Raw genomic sequence first — 21,380 nt, forward strand, 5'->3', positions numbered from 1 at the left:
CAGCACAGTAACGCTCAAGAGGAATAATTTGAACGTAACGACAAAAGAAATTGCCCTTGAACCTGCGGATAACCAGCGTCTGCTCAGCCTTTGCGGTCCGTTTGATGACAATATTAAACAGTTAGAGCGTCGTTTAGGTATCGAGATCAATCGCCGGGATAATCAATTCAAACTGGTTGGAAAAAACCTGCTGACGCAAGCTGCCGCCGATATCCTGCAACGTCTGTATGTCGATACGGCCCCAGTACGTGGCGTCATTGGTGATATCGATCCTGAGCAAATTCACTTAGCGATTAAAGAATCTCGCGTGCTGGAACAGTCTGCGGAACACGTTCCTGACTATGGTAAAGTGGTCAATATCCGCACCAAACGCGGCGTAATCAAACCGCGCACGCCAAATCAGGCGCAGTATGTTGCCAATATCCTCGATCACGACATCACGTTCGGCGTTGGCCCTGCAGGAACGGGGAAAACCTACTTAGCCGTCGCTGCCGCCGTGGATGCACTGGAGCGTCAGGATATTCGCCGTATTCTGTTAACGCGCCCAGCGGTCGAAGCCGGTGAGAAGCTGGGCTTCCTGCCTGGCGATCTGAGCCAGAAAGTCGATCCTTATCTGCGCCCGCTTTATGATGCCCTGTTTGAAATGCTGGGCTTTGAGCGCGTCGAGAAGCTCATCGAACGCAACGTGATTGAAGTTGCGCCACTGGCTTACATGCGTGGCCGAACGCTGAACGATGCCTTTATCATTCTGGATGAAAGCCAGAACACCACCATTGAACAGATGAAAATGTTCCTGACACGTATCGGGTTCAACTCAAAAGCGGTCATTACCGGTGATGTCACGCAGATCGACCTGCCGAAGAATCTGAAATCCGGCTTACGCCACGCAATAGAAGTGCTGGCCGATGTGGAAGAGATCAGCTTTAACTTTTTCCACAGCGAAGACGTGGTGCGCCATCCGGTGGTCGCGCGGATTGTGAATGCCTATGAAGCGTGGGAAAATGCCGAACAGAAACGTAAAGACGCCTTAGCAGAACAGCGTAAGCGTGAAGCACAGGCTGCGGCATCAGATCAGGAGCAAAAATGAGTCAGGTGATTCTGGATTTACAAATCGCCAGCGAGCAAGCACAAGGGTTACCGGAAGAAAAAGACTTTCAGCGCTGGCTGGAAGGCGTTCTGCCGCAGTTTCAGGAAGTCTCTGAAGTCACGATCCGTATCGTGGATGAAGCCGAAAGCCGAGACCTGAATAACACCTATCGCGGGAAAGACAAACCGACCAACGTGCTGTCGTTTCCTTTCGAGGCACCGCCTGAGGTTGAGCTTCCTTTGCTTGGCGATTTAATCATCTGCCGTCAGGTTGTCGAGCGTGAAGCCGCAGAGCAGGAAAAAACCGTAGAAGAGCACTGGGCGCACATGGTTGTCCATGGTAGCCTGCATCTGCTAGGGTATGACCATATAGAAGACAGCGAAGCCGAAGAAATGGAAGCGCTGGAAACCGAGATTATGCAAAGTATGGGCTATGCCGATCCTTACCTTGCAGAAAAAGATGGCCTCACCGAATAAATAGAAATACATTTTGTATAACCCGAGATCGGGAAGATATCGGGTACTAATCCTAATCTGGCCGCTGTGTCGATTCCAACGGCTGGCAACAATCCCTTAACAAGAGTGATGTTAATTAAAACGCATGAGCGACGACCATTCTCAAAACAGCGATGCACCCAGTCCCAAAAAGGGCTTCTTTTCTCTTATTCTTAATCAGCTTTTTCACGGCGAGCCAAAAGATCGTAACGGTTTACTCACTCTGATTCGTGATTCCGAACAGAATGACCTGATCGATCCTGAAACACGAGATATGCTCGAAGGCGTCATGGATATCGCCGACCAGCGTGTACGCGACATCATGATCCCTCGCTCGCAGATGATTACGCTCAAGCGCGATCAAACGCTGGAAGAGTGTCTGGACGTGATTATCGAATCCGCCCACTCTCGTTTCCCCGTGATTAGCGAAGATAAAGACCACATTGAAGGCATCCTGATGGCGAAGGATTTGCTGCCGTTTATGCGCAGCGATTCCGAACCATTCAGTATGGATAAAGTTCTGCGTTCCGCCGTGGTTGTGCCGGAAAGTAAACGCGTTGATAGAATGCTGAACGAGTTCCGCTCGCTGCGTTATCACATGGCGATTGTCATCGATGAATTTGGTGGCGTATCCGGCCTGGTCACGATTGAAGATATTCTTGAGCTGATTGTCGGCGAAATTGAAGACGAGTATGACGATGAAGAAGACAGAGATATTCGTCAACTTAATCGCCAGACCTACACCGTTCGTGCTTTAACCGATATCGAAGATTTTAACGAGGCTTTCGGTACACGGTTCAGTGATGACGAGGTCGATACCATTGGCGGCTTAGTTATGCAGTCTTTCGGCCATCTTCCTGCCCGTGGTGAAACCATCGACATAGAAGGTTACCTGTTTAAAGTTGCGATGGCGGACAGCCGCCGTATTATTCAGGTTCATGTCAGAATCCCTGACAATGCCCCTCAACCAAAATTGGAAGAATAATTTGGCAATGGTTGTCGCTTCTTTTCTACAACGCCAGCAGGTTAAAGCCCTGCTGGCGCTCTTATTTGGTGCCTGTGGCACGCTGGCGTTTTCTCCCTTTGATTTCTGGCCTGCGGCGATTATCTCGCTCATGGGTTTACAGGCACTGACGCTCAACCGTACGAGTCGTCAGTCAGCCTGGATAGGATTTTGCTGGGGATTGGGTCTGTTCGGCAGCGGTGTTAACTGGGTTTACGTCAGCATCGCGCAATTTGGCGGAATGCCGGGCCCTGTCAATGTCGCGCTGGTCATTCTGCTCGCCGCCTATTTGTCGCTCTATCCACTGCTGTTTGCTGCCCTGCTCTCACGCCTGTGGCCGAAAACAACGCTGTGGCGTCTGGCGCTTGCCGCCCCTATGCTCTGGCAGTTAACCGAATTTCTACGCGGCTGGGTGCTCACCGGTTTTCCGTGGTTGCAATTCGGCTACAGCCAAATTGACGGCCCGCTCAAAGGTATCGCGCCTATTCTGGGTATCGACACCATAACCTTCCTATTGATGAGCCTCAGCGGGCTACTCGTTTATGCCATCAACCAACGAAAAATCGCGCCGGCAGCCATTGCGATCGGCGTTTTCGTTTTATCATGGCCGCTGCGCAACGTGCAGTGGTATACCCTGCAACCTGAACGTGCCGTCAATGTCGCACTGGTACAGGGCAATATCCCGCAGGCCATGAAATGGGAACAAGATGAGCTGTTGAACACGCTGAAGATCTATCTGGATAACAGCCTGCCCTATATGGACAAAGCCCCCATCGTTATCTGGCCAGAAACGGCGATTCCCGATATTGAAAGTCGTCAGGGTGCCTATCTGAAGCAGATTGACGATATCCTGCGTAGCCGTAATAGCAGCCTGATTACAGGTATCGTCGATATCCGGCGTGAAGATAATAAAACCGATTTTTATAACTCGGTGATCGTTTTGGGCGACAAAGATCCGTATCACTACCCCACAACGAACCGTTACAACAAAAACCATCTGGTACCTTTTGGCGAGTTTGTCCCGTTGGAAACGTTGTTACGCCCACTCGCGCCGTTCTTCGATCTCCCGATGTCGTCATTTAGCCGGGGAGACTACGTTCAGCCACAGCTTTCTGTGCACGGCTTCAAGCTCAACGCCGCTATTTGTTATGAAATTATCTTAGGCCAACAGCTGCGTGATAACTTCCGGCCAGACACCGATATGCTGCTGACCATCTCGAACGATGCCTGGTTCGGTCATTCAATCGGTCCGTGGCAACACTTCCAGATGGCACGCATGCGCGCGCTGGAATTAGGGCGTCCGCTGGTTCGTAGCACTAATAACGGCGTCACTGCGGTGATTACGCCTGATGGCAATGTCAGCGCCAGTCTGCCGCAGTTTACGCGTGCGGTGCTGGACACGCAGGTTGTGCCGACAACCGGGATAACGCCTTATGCGCGCTTCGGTTCCTGGCCGCTCTGGATCATTACGCTACTGGGCGGCATTGTTGCCGTTTTCTTCGGCTTGCGTCGCCGATAACTGGCCCCTCCTCACTTCCCTAAGGGCATGCTTTTGCATGCCTTTTTTTATTTATGGCACGGTATTTGCCTCTTATTACCCTGTAAAGGGTTGTTTCTGTATTTTTTTGGATATTACGTCGGCGTAAAGCGCTCTATTGGGGCAAGTAACGCACCAAATTGGTGCCCCCCTCTGACATTGCTGTTATTTGGTGCGGCGGATATCGCAAAAAACAAACATTTCTATTTCAATCTATTTACAATCAGCTACTTTTTAACTGTATAGACAGTAACTTCGCGCTTTAACGGTGCAGCGTTATCACAGAGAAGTCGCAAAGCATTATGAGTGATACAGCAATACGATGTTAGCTTGAAGACAATGTTAACTTGAAGATGACGGGTATATAACGACAGCAAAGGAGTTAGAACATGCAAATGCGTAAACTGGCATTATCACTGCTTCTGCTTGGCACCGCCGCCAGCGTAGCTCAGGCTGAAGATCTGGCCGGTACATTGAAAAAGGTCAAAGATAATGGCGTGATCGTCATTGGACACCGCGAATCGTCCGTGCCTTTTTCTTACTATGACAACACGCAAAAAGTGGTCGGCTACTCTCAAGCCTACTCTGACAAAATTGTCGAAGCGATTAAGAAAAAACTGGATGCGCCTAACCTGCAGGTCAAGTTACTCCCTATCACCTCTCAGAATCGCATCCCGCTGTTGCAGAACGGTACCTTTGATCTTGAATGTGGTTCAACGACTAACAACCTGGAACGTCAGAAACAAGCCGCGTTCTCTAACACCATTTTCGTGGTCGGTACGCGTCTGTTAACCAAAAAAGATTCCGGCGTAAAAGACTTCCCAGATCTGGCGGGTAAAACCGTCGTCGTGACTTCCGGCACCACCTCTGAAGTTCTGCTGAACAAGCTGAATGAAGAAAAACAGCTGAAGATGCGTATTATCAGTGCGAAAGACCACGGTGACTCCTTCCGTACGCTGGAAAGCGGCCGTGCTGTCGCCTTTATGATGGATGATGCACTGCTGGCGGGCGAACGTGCGAAAGCGAAAAACGCCGATCAGTGGGATATCGTCGGCAAAGCACAGTCTGAAGAAGCCTACGGCTGTATGCTGCGTAAAGACGATCCGCAATTCAAGAAACTGGTTGATGACACCATTGCTGAAGTTCAAACCTCCGGTGAAGCTGAAAAATGGTTTGATCGCTGGTTCAAGCAACCGATCCCACCAAAAGATCTTAACCTGAACTTTGCACTGTCAGACGAAATGAAAGCGCTGTTCAAAGCGCCAAATGACAAAGCACTAAACTAATTAATAATGAGAATAAGGGCAGAGCTATCTGCCCTCTGATTGCTGATTCGTGGCAGGACAGACAGGCATGTGATGGTCGTTCCCCATCACATGTTGCCCGAGAAATTTCGATAAACAGGAAAATAAACAATACGCCTGTAGTTTGAAACAGAACGGGAATATGGCCGCTCATCAATCTTCAGGGTAGCTTCGCTACCCTTTTTTTACCGGAGTTCGTTATGTCAATAGATTGGAACTGGGGCATATTTCTACAAGCCGCCCCCTTCGGCAACACAACCTACCTCGGGTGGATTTTGTCCGGTCTGCAAGTCACCGTCACATTATCTATCTGTGCCTGGATTATCGCTTTTCTTATTGGTTCTTTATTTGGAATCCTGCGTACCGTCCCAAATCGTTTTCTTGCGGGTATTGGCACCTGCTACGTCGAACTATTTCGCAACGTCCCACTGATTGTCCAGTTCTTTACCTGGTATCTGGTGGTTCCTGAACTGCTTCCCGTCAACATCGGAATGTGGTTTAAAGCCGAGTTAGACCCGAATATTCAATTCTTCCTGTCATCGATGATTTGTCTGGGGCTCTTCACCGCAGCGCGTGTTTGTGAGCAGGTTCGTGCGGGGATTCAATCGCTACCACGCGGGCAGAAAGCCGCCGGGCTGGCGATGGGCCTGACGCTGCCACAAACCTACCGCTATGTATTACTGCCGAATGCGTATCGCGTGATTGTTCCGCCGCTGACGTCAGAGATGCTGAATCTGGTAAAAAACTCAGCTATCGCTTCCACGATTGGTCTGGTGGATATGGCGGCACAAGCAGGGAAACTGCTGGACTACTCCGCCCATGCGTATGAATCCTTTACCGCTATCACGCTAGCGTACGTTGGTATCAATGCCATCATTATGTTGATTATGCAGGTCGTTGAGCGAAAAACCCGTTTGCCGGGCAATATGGGGAGCAAATAAATCATGCATGAATTTGACTGGAGCTCAATTGGGCCAAGCATGCCGTACCTGATTCAGGGGATGGTCGTCACACTCAAAATTACGCTGACAGCAGTGGTATTCGGGATTGTCTGGGGCACGATTCTGGCGGTGATGCGCCTGTCACCGATAAAGGCCGTTAGTTGGTTTGCCAAACTGTATGTGAACCTGTTCCGCTCCGTTCCACTTGTCATGGTGCTACTGTGGTTCTATCTGGTGGTTCCTAGCTTATTACAAAATGTGCTTGGGCTATCGCCGAAAACCGATATTCGACTGATTTCAGCTATGGTAGCCTTCTCGCTGTTCGAAGCAGCCTATTATTCGGAAATCATTCGTGCAGGTATTCTCAGCGTGTCACGCGGTCAATCCTCCGCGGCGCTAGCATTAGGCATGACGCACTGGCAATCCATGAAGCTGATTATTCTGCCGCAGGCATTCCGCGCCATGGTGCCATTGCTGCTGACGCAGGGGATTGTTCTGTTCCAGGATACCTCACTGGTTTACGTGCTCAGCCTCGCTGATTTCTTCCGTACCGCCTCAACCATCGGCGAGCGTGACGGAACACAAGTTGAAATGATCCTGTTTGCTGGGTTCATTTATTTTCTCTTCAGCATTACTGCCTCAATGCTGGTCAGTTACCTGAAAAAAAGGACGGTTTGATGATTTCCCTGAAAAATGTTTCTAAATGGTACGGCCAATTTCAGGTGCTAGCCGACTGCTCCACAGAAGTAAAAAAAGGTGAAGTTGTGGTCGTCTGCGGGCCTTCTGGCTCTGGCAAATCAACCCTGATCAAAACCGTAAACGGTCTGGAACCGATTCAAAAAGGTGAAATTACCGTCAATGGCACCGCCGTTAACGATAAAAAAACCAATCTGGCTCAGTTGCGTTCCAAAGTCGGGATGGTGTTCCAGCACTTTGAACTGTTCCCACACCTGTCGATTATCGAGAACCTGACGCTGGCGCAGGTGAAAGTGCTGAAACGTAAGCGTGAAGACGCCAAAGCCAAAGCACAGAAGCTTCTGGAGCGCGTTGGGCTGTCAGCACACGCCAACAAATTCCCAGGGCAGCTTTCTGGCGGTCAGCAACAGCGTGTCGCCATCGCCCGCGCGCTGTGCATGGATCCTATCGCGATGTTATTTGACGAACCGACATCCGCGCTTGATCCAGAGATGATCAACGAAGTGCTGGACGTTATGGTTGAATTAGCGCAGGAAGGCATGACCATGATGGTCGTCACGCATGAAATGGGCTTTGCCCGTAAAGTGGCGCACCGTGTGATCTTTATGGATGAGGGCAAAATCGTTGAAGACACCCGCAAGGATGATTTCTTCAATAACCCACAGTCCGAACGCGCGAAAGACTTCCTGGCGAAAATCCTGCATTAATACTCAGATAAAGCGTGCCGCAAGGCACGCTTATTTAGCGCCCCAGCAGACTACGGCTGAAACGGCTGGCGGTGGAACAGGTCATGTGAGCATTTCGGGCAGAGTGGCAAAACCTCCGGCGTGTAGAACGCAATATGGTGATGGCAGTTCTCACACACCAGATTACCGAGGCCCACCACTTCACCGCTGTGGTACACCCCGTGATGATTCACATCCTTAAAGATCTCACGCCACTCTAGCTGCGTTTTATCCGTAATATCCGCCAGTTCCTGCCACAGGCTTTCCTTGATGACTCGCATAAACACGCTGTCGGTAAACTCATCCTGACTTTCGTTATAGCTGCGGGCAAACTCTTCCAGATCGCGCTGAACGGCCTGAATCACCTGCTCTATTTCTTTCTGCGTCAGCTCCGAGCTTTCCTGCAAAGTTTTGCGGGCGCTCAGCACCAGACTGTCGAGATCGCGTTCACCATTGTTCAGCCGAGCCGTCACTGAAGCCATTAACTCGCGATAATAGCGGGCTAGTTTATTCATGCTTCCTCCTGAATTAAGCGGGTTGAAGGGTGATAAAGAACGCCTATTCGCTGTCTGGCACATCTGGCCAAAACCGATACGTTACCTATCTGTCTCTATTTTAGATTATTTTTTCGGTACGCCTGATAAATTGTCGCCAATTTGCGCAACGCCTCGCAGTATGTCGTTCCTAGATCAGAAATATTCCTCAGTCGGGCGCTGGGTGTTGTTGCACGCGCCGCTTACGGCTATGCTATGCGGATCTTTTGTTATGAATCAGAAGAGGCTACTCACGTAGCAATTCTTCACTAAACAGGACCCCTGGCAGCCATGCAAGAGCAATACCGCCCAGAAGAGATAGAAGCGGACGTCCAGCTTCACTGGCAAGAGAAGCAGACCTTTAAAGTCACCGAACAGCCCGGCAAGGAAAAATACTATTGCCTTTCCATGCTGCCTTACCCTTCTGGCCGACTACATATGGGGCACGTCCGTAACTACACCATCGGCGACGTGATCTCCCGTTATCAGCGCATGCTGGGCAAAAACGTTCTGCAACCGATCGGTTGGGATGCCTTTGGTCTGCCAGCAGAAGGGGCTGCGGTCAAAAACAACACCGCGCCAGCACCTTGGACCTACGCCAACATCGATTACATGAAAAACCAGCTCAAACTGCTGGGCTTTGGCTATGACTGGGATCGTGAAGTCGCGACCTGCAAACCAGACTACTACCGCTGGGAACAGTGGTTCTTCACCAAGCTGTACGAAAAAGGTCTGGTTTATAAAAAAACCTCCGCCGTTAACTGGTGTCCGAACGACCAGACCGTACTGGCGAACGAACAGGTTATCGATGGCTGCTGCTGGCGTTGCGACACTAAAGTCGAACGCAAAGAAATTCCACAGTGGTTTATCAAAATCACCGCTTACGCAGACCAACTGCTGAACGATCTGGATACGCTGGAAAGCTGGCCTGAGCAGGTCAAAACCATGCAACGTAACTGGATTGGCCGTTCTGAAGGTGTGGAAATCACTTTTGATGTGGCGGACAGCGAAGAGAAACTGAGCGTTTACACCACGCGCCCGGATACGTTCATGGGCGTGACCTACGTTGCTGTTGCCGCTGGTCACCCTCTTGCAGCACAAGCTGCTGCAACCAACTCGGCGCTGGCCGATTTCATTGCAGAATGCCGTAATACCAAAGTCGCCGAAGCCGATATGGCGACGATGGAGAAAAAAGGCATGGCCACTGGCCTGTATGCGATTCACCCGCTGAACGGTGAGAAAGTCGCTATCTGGGTCGCCAACTTCGTCCTGATGGAATACGGTACAGGCGCAGTGATGGCCGTTCCGGGCCACGACCAGCGCGACTGGGAATTTGCCACCAAATACGATCTGTCCATCAAGCCGGTTATTCTGAACGCCGATGGCAGCGAGCCCGATCTGTCCGCTCAGGCGATGACAGAAAAAGGCAGCCTGTTCAACTCTGGTGAGTTTGACGGTCTGGGTTTCGAGGCAGGGTTCAACGCCATTGCCGATAAGCTGGTAGAAAAAGGCATCGGCGAGCGTAAAGTCAACTATCGCCTGCGCGATTGGGGTGTCTCCCGTCAGCGCTACTGGGGCGCACCAATCCCAATGGTGACGCTGGAAGACGGCACCGTCGTCCCAACGCCAGAAGATCAACTGCCGGTAATCCTGCCGGAAGATGTCGTGATGGACGGCATCACCAGCCCGCTGAAATCGAACCCGGAATGGGCGAAGACGACCGTTAATGGTCAGCCAGCGCTGCGTGAAACCGACACATTCGACACCTTTATGGAATCCTCCTGGTACTACGCGCGCTACACCTGCCCGCAGTACGATCAGGGAATGCTGGATCCGGCTGCCGCCAACTACTGGCTGCCTGTTGACCAATACGTTGGCGGTATCGAACACGCCATCATGCACCTGATGTATTTCCGCTTCTTCCACAAACTGATGCGCGACGCGGGTCTGGTGACCTCTGATGAGCCCGCCAAACGCCTGCTGTGTCAGGGCATGGTGCTGGCCGATGCCTTCTACTATCTGGGTAATAACGGCGAACGTATCTGGGTGTCTCCGACCGACGTGACCGTTGATCGTGATGAGAAAGGACGCATCGTCAAAGCCGTCGATAACGAAGGCCGTGACGTGGTTTACGCGGGCATGAGCAAAATGTCGAAGTCTAAAAACAACGGCATCGACCCGCAGGTTATGGTAGAGAAATACGGTGCAGATACCGTGCGTCTGTTCATGATGTTTGCTTCTCCGGCAGAAATGACGCTGGAATGGCAGGAATCCGGCGTAGAAGGCGCAAACCGCTTCCTGAAACGCGTCTGGAGACAAGCCTTCGAGCATACTGAGAAAGGTGCGGTAACGACTCTGGATATCGCTACACTGACGGAAGATCAGAAATCACTGCGCCGCGATCTGCACAAAACGATCGCTAAAGTGACCGATGATATCGGCCGTCGCCAGACCTTCAACACCGCGATCGCCGCCATCATGGAATTGATGAACAAGCTGGCGAAAGCGCCGCAGGATAGCGATCAGGATCGCGCGCTGACGCAGGAAACGCTGCTGGCCGTCGTTCGTATGCTGTATCCGTTCACGCCGCACGTCTGCTTCACGCTATGGCAGGCGCTGCAAGGTGAAGGCGACGTTGATACTGCGCCGTGGCCGATTGCAGATGAAAGCGCAATGGTTGAAGATTCCAAGCTGGTCGTTGTTCAGGTTAACGGTAAAGTACGTGGTAAAATCACCGTTGCCGCTGACGCAAGCGAAGAACAGGTTCGCGAACGCGCTGCACAGGAACCGCTGGTCGCGAAATATCTGGACGGCGTCACGATTCGTAAAGTGATTTATGTCCCTGGCAAACTGCTTAACCTGGTTGTGGGTTAAGGCAAGGAGGAACTGTGCGACATCGTCTATTCACGTTGTTGCTGGGGCTGGCGGTGTTAATCACCGCTGGCTGCGGTTTTCATCTGCGCGGCACGACACAAGTGCCTGCGCAGTTACAAACACTGGTGCTCGACAGCAGCGATCCTTATGGTCCGCTAACGCGTGCGGTACGTGAGCAGCTCCGTCTCAGCGATGTGAAAATCGTTGATGATGCGGCGCGTCAGGATATCCCGTCTCTGCGGGTACTGGGCTCAAGCGAAACGCGCGATACCGTCTCTATTTTTCAGGACGGTAAAACAGCGGAGTACCAGATGGTACTGACGTTGCAGGCGCAGGTGCTGATGCCGGGTGAAGATATTTATCCGCTCAGCGTGACGGTGTTCCGCACGTTCTTTGATAACCCGCTGGCTGCTCTGGCGAAAGATGCCGAACAGGACATCGTCCGTCAGGAAATGCGTGAGCAGGCTGCCCAGCAGTTGGTGCGTAAGTTGCTGACCATCAACGGTAGCCAAGAAGTCAAAAATCGGCTGCAGTCCACCGATTCAACGACTGCCGCCACGCGTTCATGATTCGGCTTTACCCCGAACAACTCACCGCGCAGCTCCATGAGGGGCTGCGCGGTTGTTATTTGGTCTTTGGTTCAGACCCGCTCTTGCTGCAGGAAAGTCTCGACAGCATCAAACGGGTCGCTCAACAGCACGAATTCAGCGAGCATTTCAGCTTCATCCTGGATCTTCATACCGACTGGGATGCGATTTTCAGCACCTGTCAGGCGCTCAGCCTGTTCGCCTCGCGCCAATCGCTCTTACTGGTTTTGCCGGAAAACGGCCCAAACGCCGCGATGGGTGAAAATCTGGTTAAGCTCTCTGGATTATTGCACCCCGATATTTTGCTGATTCTGCGCGGTCATAAGCTGACCAAAGCGCAGGAAAACAGCGTCTGGTTTAAAGCGCTGGCGCAAGACAGCGTCTATATCAATTGTCTGACGCCAGAACAGGCACAGCTCCCTCGCTGGGTTGCTCAGCGTGCGAAAGCCATGAAGTTGACGCTGGATGAACAGGCCACGCAGCTCATTTGCTATTGCTATGAAGGTAACCTTCTCGCACTGTCTCAGGCGTTAGAACGGTTAGCGCTGCTTTATCCCGATGGCAAGCTGACTCTGCCGCGAGTGGAAAGCGCAGTCAATGATGCCGCTCACTTCACACCGTTCCATTGGCTTGATGCGCTGCTGGCAGGAAAAGGCAAACGCGCCTGGCACATTTTGCAGCAGCTAAAACAGGAAGATTGTGAACCTGTCATTTTGCTGCGCACGCTACAGCGTGAACTGCTACAGCTTCTGACGCTGAAACGGCGCATGTCAGACACGCCGCTGCGTACGCTATTCGATCAGCAAAAAGTGTGGCAAAACCGACGTGATCTGCTCACTCAGGCATTACAGCGGCTCTCTCTTCAGCAGCTACAGCAGGCCGTACGATTGCTGACGCAGGTAGAAATAACCTTAAAGCAAGACTATGGTCAGTCCGTTTGGTCTGAACTGGAATCGCTTGCCATGCTTCTGTGCGGCAAAGCCTTGCCGGAGGCATTCATCTGAATACGTCACCCGCAGCGCCATCGCTGACCGCGTTTTTTGGCGGCACGTTTGACCCGATTCATTACGGTCACCTTCAGCCAGTAACGGCACTGGCAAAGCTCGTGGGGCTGACTCAGGTCGTCCTGATGCCCAATAATGTTCCGCCACATCGGCAGCAGCCCGAAGCCAGTTCCCGGCAGCGTTTCCATATGGCTGAGCTGGCCATCGAAGGCAACCCGCTATTTACCGTGGACGATCGTGAGCTACAACGGCAAACGCCCTCCTACACCATTGATACATTGGAGGCATTTCGGGCTGAAAAAGGCGGTGATGCGCCGCTGGGCTTTATCATCGGGCAGGACTCGTTGCTAACGCTACACCATTGGCACCGCTGGCAGGACCTACTCAACGTTTGTCATTTGCTGGTATGCGCTCGGCCCGGCTATCGCTCAACGCTGGAAACGCCCGAATTACAACAGTGGCTGGACGATCATCTGACGCACACACCGAACGATCTGCATCAGCAACCGCATGGGCGGATTTTTTTAGCAGACACGCCGCTGGTCACCATTTCCGCAACGGACATTCGCCAACGTCGACAGCAAGGTCTGGACTGTCACGATTTATTACCTCCCGCCGTACTCCGTTACATCAACGAACACGGCCTGTACCAATAGCGCAGGTTTTCCCGTCCATCAGCCACGGGCTTTGTACCACTCGACAAAAGTGCGTGATATACTCCGCGGCTGGTTTCAATCACCGGGAAAAGCGAAAATTTTCGACAATGACTCGGTGATTCACGTTTTTCCTAAACAATTCAGCGCCGCACGCGTTCGTCAGTTCCTGACAAAACGCCATTGAGGGGGAACCTTTGCAAGGCCAAGCACTCCAAGACTTCGTTATTGATAAGGTCGATGACTTAAAAGCTCAGGATATCGTTGCACTCAACGTCCAGGGTAAGTCCAGCATCACCGATTACATGGTTATCTGTACGGGTACTTCTACACGTCATGTCGCCTCCATTGCCGATCACGTCGTACAATCCTCACGCGCCGCGGGTTTGATCCCACTCGGTGTCGAAGGTGAAAACGCCTCAGATTGGGTTGTGGTCGATTTGGGTGACGTGATGGTTCATGTCATGCAAGAAGAAAGCCGCCAGTTGTACGAACTGGAAAAACTGTGGGGCTAGCATGAAACTGCAACTGGTCGCCGTTGGCACCAAAATGCCTGACTGGGTGCAGACTGGTTTCACCGATTATTTGCGCCGTTTCCCAAAGGACATGCCTTTCGAATTACTCGAAATTCCGGCGGGGAAACGGGGTAAAAATGCGGACATCAAACGCATTCTGGAGCGCGAAGGCGAACAGATGCTAGCAGCGGTGGGCAAAGGCAACCGCATTGTGACGCTGGATATTCCAGGGACTCGCTGGGAGACGCCGCAGTTGGCACAACAGCTGGAGCGCTGGAAACAGGACGGGCGCGACGTCAGCCTGCTGATTGGTGGGCCTGAAGGACTTTCTCCAGAATGCAAAGCCGCAGCGGAACAAAGCTGGTCACTCTCGCCATTAACGCTGCCGCACCCGCTCGTTCGTGTACTGGTGGCGGAGAGCCTGTACCGTGCATGGAGCATTACGACTAATCACCCTTACCATCGGGAGTAAGGCGATACGATGAAACTTGTGAAATAACGCTGGATGAAAGTAGAACGTAAACCCTTTCGTGATTATACGGCTGAGTCCGCCCTGTTTGTGCGTCGTGCTTTGGTCGCATTTCTGGGCATTTTGCTGCTTTCCGGTGTATTAGTCGCTAATCTTTATCATCTGCAAATTGTGCGCGTTGATGACTACCGCACACGCTCTAATGAGAACCGCATCAAGCTGGTTCCTATCGCGCCGAGTCGCGGCATCATCTATGACCGTAACGGCACTCCGCTGGCGCTGAATCGCACTATCTATCAGTTAGAACTGGTGCCCGACAAAGTCGACAACCTTAAAGATACGCTCGAAGCCCTGCGCCCCGTCGTCGACCTGACCGATAGCGATCTGGAAAACTTTGAAAAAGAGCGTAAGCGTTCACGCCGTTTTACTTCCATCCCCGTAAAAAGCGGGCTGGATGAGATTCAGGTTGCCCGTTTTGCCGTCAATCAATATCGCTTCCCCGGCGTTGAAGTTAAAGGCTACCAGCGCCGCTATTATCCTTACGGCTCTGCCCTGACGCACGTCACGGGTTATGTTTCCAAAATCACCGATAAAGAAGTGGAGCGGCTGACCAAAGAAGAAAAGATTGCCGATTACGCCGCCACGCGTGACATCGGTAAGCTAGGTATTGAACGTCATTACGAAGATCTGCTACACGGCAAGCCCGGCTATGAAGAAGTTGAAGTTAACAACCGTGGCCGCGTGATCCGCCAGCTCCACGAACAGCCACCGCAGGCTGGGCGTGATATTTATCTGACGCTGGATCTGAGCCTGCAAATATACATCGAGAAACTGCTGGAAGGCAGCCGTGCCGCCGTGATTGTCACCGATCCACGCGACGGCGGTATTCTGGCGATGGTTTCCACCCCCAGTTACGATCCCAACCTCTTCGTCGACGGGATTTCCACCAAAAATTATGCAAAACTACAAAGCGACCCCGATCGTCCGCTGATCAATCGCGCAACACAGGGGATTTATCCCCCCGCCTCCACCGTTAAACCTTACATCGCGGTTTCCGCCCTGACGGCGGGCGTGATCACAACTAATACCAGCCTGTTCGATCCCGGCTGGTGGCAATTACCCGGTTCCGAGAAACGCTTCCGCGACTGGAAAAAATGGGGACATGGCCGCCTTAATCTCACCAAGTCACTGGAAGAGTCCGCGGATACCTTCTTCTATCAGGTCGCTTATGACATGGGCATCGATCGCCTGTCCGAATGGATGACCAAATTTGGCTACGGCGAGAGAACTGGTATCGATATTTCGGAAGAAAGCAAAGGCAATATGCCAACGCGCGAGTGGAAATTAGGCCGGTTCAAAAAGCCTTGGTATCAAGGGGATACGATTCCGGTCGGGATTGGTCAAGGTTATTGGACCGCTACGCCTATCCAAATGAACAAGGCGCTGGTCACGCTGATCAACGACGGTCAGGTCAAAACACCGCACCTGCTTTATAGCTCGCGGGAAAATGGCAAGATTGTGCCTTTCCGCCAGACCGAGAATCAGCAAATTGGCAACATCCACTCTGGCTATTGGGAAGTGGCGAAGGACGGTATGTATGGCGTGGCTAACCGGCCTAACGGTACCGCCCACAAAAGCTTTGAAGATGCGCCTTATAAAATTGCGGCAAAATCCGGTACGGCACAGGTTTTCGGCCTGAAAGAAAACGAAACCTATAATGCGCACAAGATCGCAGAACATCTGCGTGACCATAAATTAATGGTTGCGTTTGCCCCGTATAAAGACCCTAAAGTAGCGATGTCGATTATTCTGGAAAACGGTGGCGCAGGCCCGACCGTTGGCACCATCACCCGTCAGATCCTTGATCATATTCTGCTAGGTGATAACAATACCGATTTACCCAGTGCGCCTCCTGCGCCACCGGGTAGCGAGAGTGAGTAACAGACAGTCATGACCGATAGCCAACAAAAGGGATCGTTCTGGGCGAAAATCCACATCGATCTCCCGTTTCTTCTCTGCATCCTGGCACTGCTGGGCTATAGCCTATTTGTCTTATGGAGCGCCAGCGGGCAAGACGTCGGCATGATGGAGCGAAAAGTCGTTCAAATCGTGCTGGGGTTTACGGTAATGATCGTAATGGCGCAAATTCCCCCGCGCGTGTATGAAGGCTGGGCTCCCTACCTCTACATCGTCTGCGTGATTTTACTGCTCATCGTGGATATTTTTGGGCAAATCAGTAAAGGCGCGCAGCGCTGGCTGGATCTGGGTTTTATCCGTTTTCAGCCGTCAGAAATTGCCAAAATCGCCGTACCGCTGATGGTTGCGCGTTTTATCAACCGTGATATGTGCCCACCGTCGCTAAAAAATACGGCAATCGCGCTGGTGCTGATTTTTGTCCCTACGCTGCTGGTTGCCGCACAGCCCGACTTAGGCACCTCGATTCTGGTCGCGCTATCAGGGCTATTTGTGCTTTTCCTCGCGGGTATGAGCTGGCGCTTAATTGGCATCGCCGTCCTGCTACTCGCCGCTTTTATTCCTATACTCTGGTTTTTCCTGATGCATGACTATCAGCGCGCCAGGGTCATGATGCTGCTCGATCCAGAAAGCGATCCGCTCGGGGCCGGGTACCATATTATTCAGTCGAAAATTGCGATAGGCTCAGGCGGTCTGTCTGGAAAAGGCTGGCTGCATGGCACACAGTCTCAGTTAGAGTTTCTGCCAGAGCGCCACACCGACTTTATCTTTGCCGTACTGTCAGAAGAGCTTGGGTTAATCGGCGTGTTGATTTTGCTCGCCATGTATCTGTTCATGATCATGCGCGGTCTGGTCATTGCCGCGAATGCGCAAACCTCGTTCGGCCGGGTGATGGTCGGCGGGCTGATGTTGATTTTGTTTTTCTATGTGTTCGTCAATATCGGGATGGTCAGCGGTATACTTCCCGTCGTTGGCGTGCCGCTGCCGTTAGTCAGCTATGGTGGGTCGGCGCTGGTCGTCTTAATGGCGGGGTTCGGTATCGTCATGTCGATACATACTCACCGCAAACTGCTATCTAAGAATTTATAACACGAGGTGAGCAATGCGTAAGGATTGGCTTTGGGTCGGCGTAGCAACTCTGGCGCTTGCGGCCTGTACCACAACGGAACAGCGGCAGCCTGCGCCGCCCGTGACTCAGGTTTACAGCGGACCGACGGAAGAAATCGGTGGCGCAGAACCGCGTTATGAACCCTACAATCAGAGCACGCTGCAAGACTACAGCATCAAAGGTAAGAGCTACAAAATTGTCAAAAACCCGCAAAATTTTAGCGAGACAGGCTTAGCCACGTGGTACGGCGAAGAAGCCAGCGGCAACCGCACGTCAATCGGCGAGACGTTTGATCCTAATGCGATAACAGCCGCCCACCCAACGCTGCCGCTGCCAAGCTATGTCCGCGTGACCAACCTGAGTAACGGTCGCCGTCTGGTTGTACGCGTGAACGATCGCGGGCCGTATACGCCGGGCAGAATTATCGATCTGTCGAAGGCCGCAGGCGATCGGCTGAACATTTCGAACAATACCAAAGTAAAAGTAGATTTCATCAACGTCGCGCCAGATGGCACGCTCTCCGGTCCCGGAACCGTGGGCACCACCGTCGCCAAGCAAAGCTTCTCCCTACCGGAACGCCCGAGCTTCGGCGCCAGCGGGCTGGGCACACCGATGATGGAAACAACGTCGCCAACGCCCAACAGCGCCGTACGCCCAATCAGCAATAGCAACCTGAGCACGCCAACAGATAGCACGCAGCCACAGAGCAGCGCGCCGTCGCACAGCGGTGGTTTTCTGGGAGCACCATCCGCGCTGCGCACTGGCGTGGTTGAGCCCACTGTGACGCCAACGGCGGCGGCAACACCATCATCATCCGCTGCGCCAATGAATGTCGCGCCAGCGGCAGCGGTTACCGCTCCTGCTGCTGCAACGCCATCTGCCACAGGTCGCTATGTGGTTCAGGTCGGTGCATTGAGCGATCAGCAGCGCGCGCAAACCTGGCAGCGCAGCCTGAGCGAACGCTTCCGCGTGGCCGGAAAAGTCACCGCGAGCGGCGGCCTGTATCGCATCCAACTGGGGCCATTCCAGAATCGTCAGCAAGCCGCTGAACTTCAACAACGTTTGTCAGTCGAAGCTCAGCAGCAGTCGTTTATTACCGCCGCACCCAGCACACTCTAGTAACGGATAATCGGCAGACTCACTCAGCGAAAACGGCGGCTATGGCATTGAACATACCGCCCTTTTGCAAAATCACGTAACGTAATGTCTGATGCCTGCCTATTTCCCATCTGCTATAGTGTGGCTCGTTTTTTAACTCATACCCACGGATGTTGTTGTTCCAATCATGAATACTGTAAACACGTCTCGTTTTACTAAACGTACTGCGCTTGGCGCACTGCTCGCCATTAGTGCCTCTTCCTTTGCCTATGCCGAAGATATCAATCTTAAAACGATGATCCCTGGCGTCCCGCAAATCGATGCTGAATCCTACATCCTGATTGATTACAACTCTGGGAAAGTGTTGGCGGAAATGAATGCCGACACGCGCCGCGATCCGGCCAGCTTAACGAAAATGATGACCAGCTACGTGATTGGTCAGTCCATTAAATCAGGAAAAATCAGCCCGAACGACATCGTTACCGTCGGTAAAGATGCCTGGGCAACCGGCAACCCAACCTTCCAGGGCTCTTCCCTGATGTTCCTGAAGCCGGGCGACCGCGTTCCTGTCTCCCAGTTAAACCGCGGCATTATCCTGCAATCCGGTAACGATGCCTGCGTCGCCATGGCTGACTACGTTGCTGGCAGTCAGGATGCCTTCGTTAACCTGATGAACGGTTACGTGAAAGCGCTGGGGCTGAAAAATACCAATTTTGAAACCGTGCACGGTCTTGATGCGCCCGGCCAGTTCAGTTCGGCACGCGATATGGCCTTGATCGGCCAGGCGCTGATTCGCGATGTGCCAGAAGAGTACGCGACCTACAAAGAGAAAGAGTTCACGTTCAACAATATTCGCCAGCCTAACCGTAACGGTTTGCTGTGGGATTCCAGCCTGAATGTTGACGGTATCAAAACGGGCCATACGTCATCAGCTGGCTTTAATCTGGTCGCCTCGGCAACAGAAGGCCAGATGCGCCTGATTTCAGCGGTACTGGGTGGACGTAACGCCAAAGGGCGCGAGTCAGAAAGTAAGAAACTGCTGACCTGGGGCTTCCGCTTCTTTGAAACCGTCGCGCCATTGAAAGCAGGCAAAGAGTTCGCTTCTGAGCCCGTCTGGTTTGGCGACAGCGACCGCGTTGCGTTGGGCGTTGAGAAAGATGCCTACCTGACCATTCCGCGCGGCCGTATGAAAGATCTGAAAGCCAGCTATGTTCTGGACAACACGGAACTGCATGCGCCGTTAGCCAAAAATCAGGTTGTGGGTTCCATCAACTTCCAACTGGATGGCAAAACCATCGATCAGCGCCCGCTGGTGGTGATGAACGAAGTGAAAGAAGGCGGAATCTTTGGCCGCATGATCGACTACATCAAACTGATGTTCCATCACTGGTTCGGCTAATCCCCTTGTGTGGGGCCAAAACGCCCCCATATCGATACCATCCATAACTCCCGCACAACGCGGGAGTTATATTTTTTAGTATACTGTACTGATGTCAGTGCTAATGTCGGCGTATTACCCTCTCTGGAGCGCAAATGAAAACCAAATTAAACGAACTGCTTGAATTCCCGTGTGTTTTTACCTACAAAGTCATGGGTGAGGCAAAACCAGAGTTGGTCGATCTGGTCGTTGAAGTGGTACAGCGTCATGCGCCAGGCGACTACACGCCGCAGATAAAACCCAGCAGCAAAGGGAATTATCACTCGGTTTCCATCACCATCACTGCGACACACATTGAGCAGGTGGAAACGCTGTACGAAGAACTGGGCAATATCGACATCGTGCGCATGGTTCTGTAAGGCATAGGATTCTATAAGACATAGAGTTCTGTGTAATAAAAACGAGCGGGAAAACTGGCGAGTGCGGCAGGGTTTTGTGATGTTGCAAAGTGCTGTTCGCTGAGGCTTCCCGCCGTTATAATCCCCCCACCTTTCCTTAACCTGAAGATGACACACTTGCTACAGGATAAGATCATCGTACGCCAATTTGACGTACAGCCGTATGAACCCGTCTCTCTGGCGATGCATAATTTCACCGACCGACGTGATGATAAAACGCCAGATGAAATCTGGCTGGTTCAGCATCCTCGTGTATTTACGCAGGGTCAGGCAGGCAAAGCCGAACATGTCCTCATGCCCGGTGATATTCCCGTGATTCAGAGTGACAGAGGCGGTCAGGTGACCTACCACGGCCCCGGTCAGCAGGTCATGTACGTGTTGATTGACCTGAAGCGTCGCAAGCTCGGCGTTCGTCAGCTCGTCACTGCCATCGAAAACACCGTGATTGGCACACTGGCACATTTTCAGATTGAAGCCCATGCGCGCCCTGATGCGCCCGGCGTCTATGTAGGCGAGCGTAAAATCTGTTCGCTAGGACTGCGTATTCGCAAAGGCTGCTCTTTCCACGGGCTGGCGCTCAATATTGCCATGGATCTCTCCCCTTTCCTGCGTATCAACCCGTGTGGTTACGCCGGAATGGAGATGACGCAACTCAGCGATCTGGTGCTGGGCGTCACGCTGGATGACACCGCTCCCGTGCTGGTGAACACCTTTTTGCAGTTAGTCGGCTATTCCGCACCCGAATTTGTTTCGTGGAATCTGGACGTTCAGGGTGAGCCGCTTCCTGGCTAATGCATTTTGTCCTGTTAATAAAAATCAGTCAGTTAGACGATCGTTTTTTGATAAATTACATTTTATTCACATAATTTCTTCATTTTGATCGTGCAAAGGCTGATTGTGGTTAGGCAAGATGATATAATTTTTATAGTTTTTTAAAAAAAA

Annotated in this window: 21 protein-coding genes; 20 read left to right on the plus strand and 1 reads right to left on the minus strand. The window is 52.2% G+C overall.

Features of this window, described 5'->3' with window-relative positions; all coding sequences use genetic code 11:
* The first annotated feature begins 28 nt into the window (after positions 1 to 28).
* The 8 genes from QWJ20_RS04505 (at position 29) to QWJ20_RS04540 (ending at position 7,769) form a co-directional block, all read left to right on the plus strand.
* The gene (locus tag QWJ20_RS04505; protein ID WP_014914633.1) at positions 29 to 1,087 is read left to right on the plus strand and encodes a PhoH family protein; all 1,059 of its coding nucleotides are present in this window, start codon (positions 29 to 31) and stop codon (positions 1,085 to 1,087) included.
* Positions 1,084 to 1,563, plus strand: a complete 480-nt coding sequence (gene ybeY / locus QWJ20_RS04510) for an rRNA maturation RNase YbeY (protein ID WP_039275337.1) — start codon at positions 1,084 to 1,086, stop codon at positions 1,561 to 1,563. Before QWJ20_RS04505 ends, ybeY begins: the two co-directional genes overlap by 4 nt.
* Positions 1,564 to 1,687: 124 nt before the next feature.
* On the plus strand, positions 1,688 to 2,566 hold the full coding sequence (gene corC / locus QWJ20_RS04515) for a CNNM family magnesium/cobalt transport protein CorC (RefSeq protein ID WP_010298789.1): 879 nt from the start codon (positions 1,688 to 1,690) through the stop codon (positions 2,564 to 2,566).
* Between the two features lie 7 nt (positions 2,567 to 2,573).
* Positions 2,574 to 4,103, plus strand: a complete 1,530-nt coding sequence (gene lnt / locus QWJ20_RS04520) for an apolipoprotein N-acyltransferase (protein WP_433991962.1) — start codon at positions 2,574 to 2,576, stop codon at positions 4,101 to 4,103.
* A 407-nt stretch (positions 4,104 to 4,510) separates the two neighbouring features.
* Complete coding sequence (locus tag QWJ20_RS04525; RefSeq protein ID WP_039482821.1) at positions 4,511 to 5,407, plus strand: amino acid ABC transporter substrate-binding protein; 897 nt, start codon at positions 4,511 to 4,513, stop codon at positions 5,405 to 5,407.
* A 218-nt stretch (positions 5,408 to 5,625) separates the two neighbouring features.
* Entirely contained in the window at positions 5,626 to 6,366 is a 741-nt protein-coding gene (locus QWJ20_RS04530) for an amino acid ABC transporter permease (RefSeq protein WP_010285409.1), read from the plus strand.
* 3 nt (positions 6,367 to 6,369) lie between these two features.
* Positions 6,370 to 7,044: a glutamate/aspartate ABC transporter permease GltK gene (gene gltK, locus QWJ20_RS04535; RefSeq protein WP_039482823.1), complete on the plus strand. Its 675-nt coding sequence runs from the start codon at positions 6,370 to 6,372 to the stop codon at positions 7,042 to 7,044.
* Positions 7,044 to 7,769: an amino acid ABC transporter ATP-binding protein gene (locus QWJ20_RS04540; protein ID WP_039482825.1), complete on the plus strand. Its 726-nt coding sequence runs from the start codon at positions 7,044 to 7,046 to the stop codon at positions 7,767 to 7,769. The genes gltK and QWJ20_RS04540 overlap by 1 nt, the downstream gene beginning before the upstream one ends.
* A 50-nt stretch (positions 7,770 to 7,819) precedes the next feature.
* Here the strand turns inward: QWJ20_RS04540 and QWJ20_RS04545 are convergent, their stop codons facing one another.
* Positions 7,820 to 8,302, minus strand: a complete 483-nt coding sequence (locus tag QWJ20_RS04545; RefSeq protein ID WP_010298779.1) for a zinc ribbon-containing protein — start codon at positions 8,300 to 8,302, stop codon at positions 7,820 to 7,822.
* Between the two features lie 309 nt (positions 8,303 to 8,611).
* On the opposite strand from QWJ20_RS04545, the gene leuS reads away from it, so the two are divergent.
* From leuS to lipB, 12 genes are all read left to right on the plus strand, one after another.
* On the plus strand, positions 8,612 to 11,194 hold the full coding sequence (gene leuS / locus QWJ20_RS04550) for a leucine--tRNA ligase (RefSeq protein ID WP_433991963.1): 2,583 nt from the start codon (positions 8,612 to 8,614) through the stop codon (positions 11,192 to 11,194).
* 14 nt (positions 11,195 to 11,208) lie between these two features.
* On the plus strand, positions 11,209 to 11,763 hold the full coding sequence (lptE, locus tag QWJ20_RS04555) for an LPS assembly lipoprotein LptE (RefSeq protein WP_095698849.1): 555 nt from the start codon (positions 11,209 to 11,211) through the stop codon (positions 11,761 to 11,763).
* Positions 11,760 to 12,785 carry a DNA polymerase III subunit delta gene (gene holA / locus QWJ20_RS04560; protein ID WP_433991964.1) on the plus strand — a complete coding sequence of 342 codons (1,026 nt, stop codon included), beginning with the start codon at positions 11,760 to 11,762 and terminating at the stop codon, positions 12,783 to 12,785. Before lptE ends, holA begins: the two co-directional genes overlap by 4 nt.
* Entirely contained in the window at positions 12,752 to 13,441 is a 690-nt protein-coding gene (gene nadD / locus QWJ20_RS04565) for a nicotinate-nucleotide adenylyltransferase (protein WP_039482834.1), read from the plus strand. Before holA ends, nadD begins: the two co-directional genes overlap by 34 nt.
* A gap of 194 nt (positions 13,442 to 13,635) precedes the next feature.
* Positions 13,636 to 13,953: a ribosome silencing factor gene (gene rsfS / locus QWJ20_RS04570; protein ID WP_039482837.1), complete on the plus strand. Its 318-nt coding sequence runs from the start codon at positions 13,636 to 13,638 to the stop codon at positions 13,951 to 13,953.
* Position 13,954: 1 nt separating this feature from the next.
* Complete coding sequence (rlmH, locus tag QWJ20_RS04575) at positions 13,955 to 14,425, plus strand: 23S rRNA (pseudouridine(1915)-N(3))-methyltransferase RlmH (RefSeq protein WP_005976291.1); 471 nt, start codon at positions 13,955 to 13,957, stop codon at positions 14,423 to 14,425.
* 33 nt (positions 14,426 to 14,458) lie between these two features.
* A complete protein-coding gene (mrdA, locus tag QWJ20_RS04580; protein ID WP_095698846.1) occupies positions 14,459 to 16,363 on the plus strand; it encodes a peptidoglycan DD-transpeptidase MrdA in 1,905 nt (634 codons plus the stop codon).
* A 9-nt stretch (positions 16,364 to 16,372) separates the two neighbouring features.
* Entirely contained in the window at positions 16,373 to 17,485 is a 1,113-nt protein-coding gene (gene mrdB, locus QWJ20_RS04585) for a peptidoglycan glycosyltransferase MrdB (RefSeq protein WP_039482841.1), read from the plus strand.
* A 13-nt stretch (positions 17,486 to 17,498) separates the two neighbouring features.
* The gene (gene rlpA / locus QWJ20_RS04590) at positions 17,499 to 18,623 is read left to right on the plus strand and encodes an endolytic peptidoglycan transglycosylase RlpA (protein ID WP_433991965.1); all 1,125 of its coding nucleotides are present in this window, start codon (positions 17,499 to 17,501) and stop codon (positions 18,621 to 18,623) included.
* A 166-nt stretch (positions 18,624 to 18,789) separates the two neighbouring features.
* Entirely contained in the window at positions 18,790 to 20,001 is a 1,212-nt protein-coding gene (dacA, locus tag QWJ20_RS04595; RefSeq protein WP_039482846.1) for a D-alanyl-D-alanine carboxypeptidase DacA, read from the plus strand.
* Positions 20,002 to 20,135: 134 nt separating this feature from the next.
* The gene (gene ybeD, locus QWJ20_RS04600; protein WP_005976281.1) at positions 20,136 to 20,399 is read left to right on the plus strand and encodes a DUF493 family protein YbeD; all 264 of its coding nucleotides are present in this window, start codon (positions 20,136 to 20,138) and stop codon (positions 20,397 to 20,399) included.
* Positions 20,400 to 20,546: 147 nt separating this feature from the next.
* Complete coding sequence (lipB, locus tag QWJ20_RS04605; RefSeq protein ID WP_181892562.1) at positions 20,547 to 21,230, plus strand: lipoyl(octanoyl) transferase LipB; 684 nt, start codon at positions 20,547 to 20,549, stop codon at positions 21,228 to 21,230.
* The last annotated feature ends 150 nt before the right edge of the window (positions 21,231 to 21,380 follow it).

The sequence above is a fragment of the Pectobacterium sp. S5 genome, from assembly GCF_051707265.1.
GTDB classification, from domain to species: domain Bacteria; phylum Pseudomonadota; class Gammaproteobacteria; order Enterobacterales; family Enterobacteriaceae; genus Pectobacterium; species Pectobacterium polare.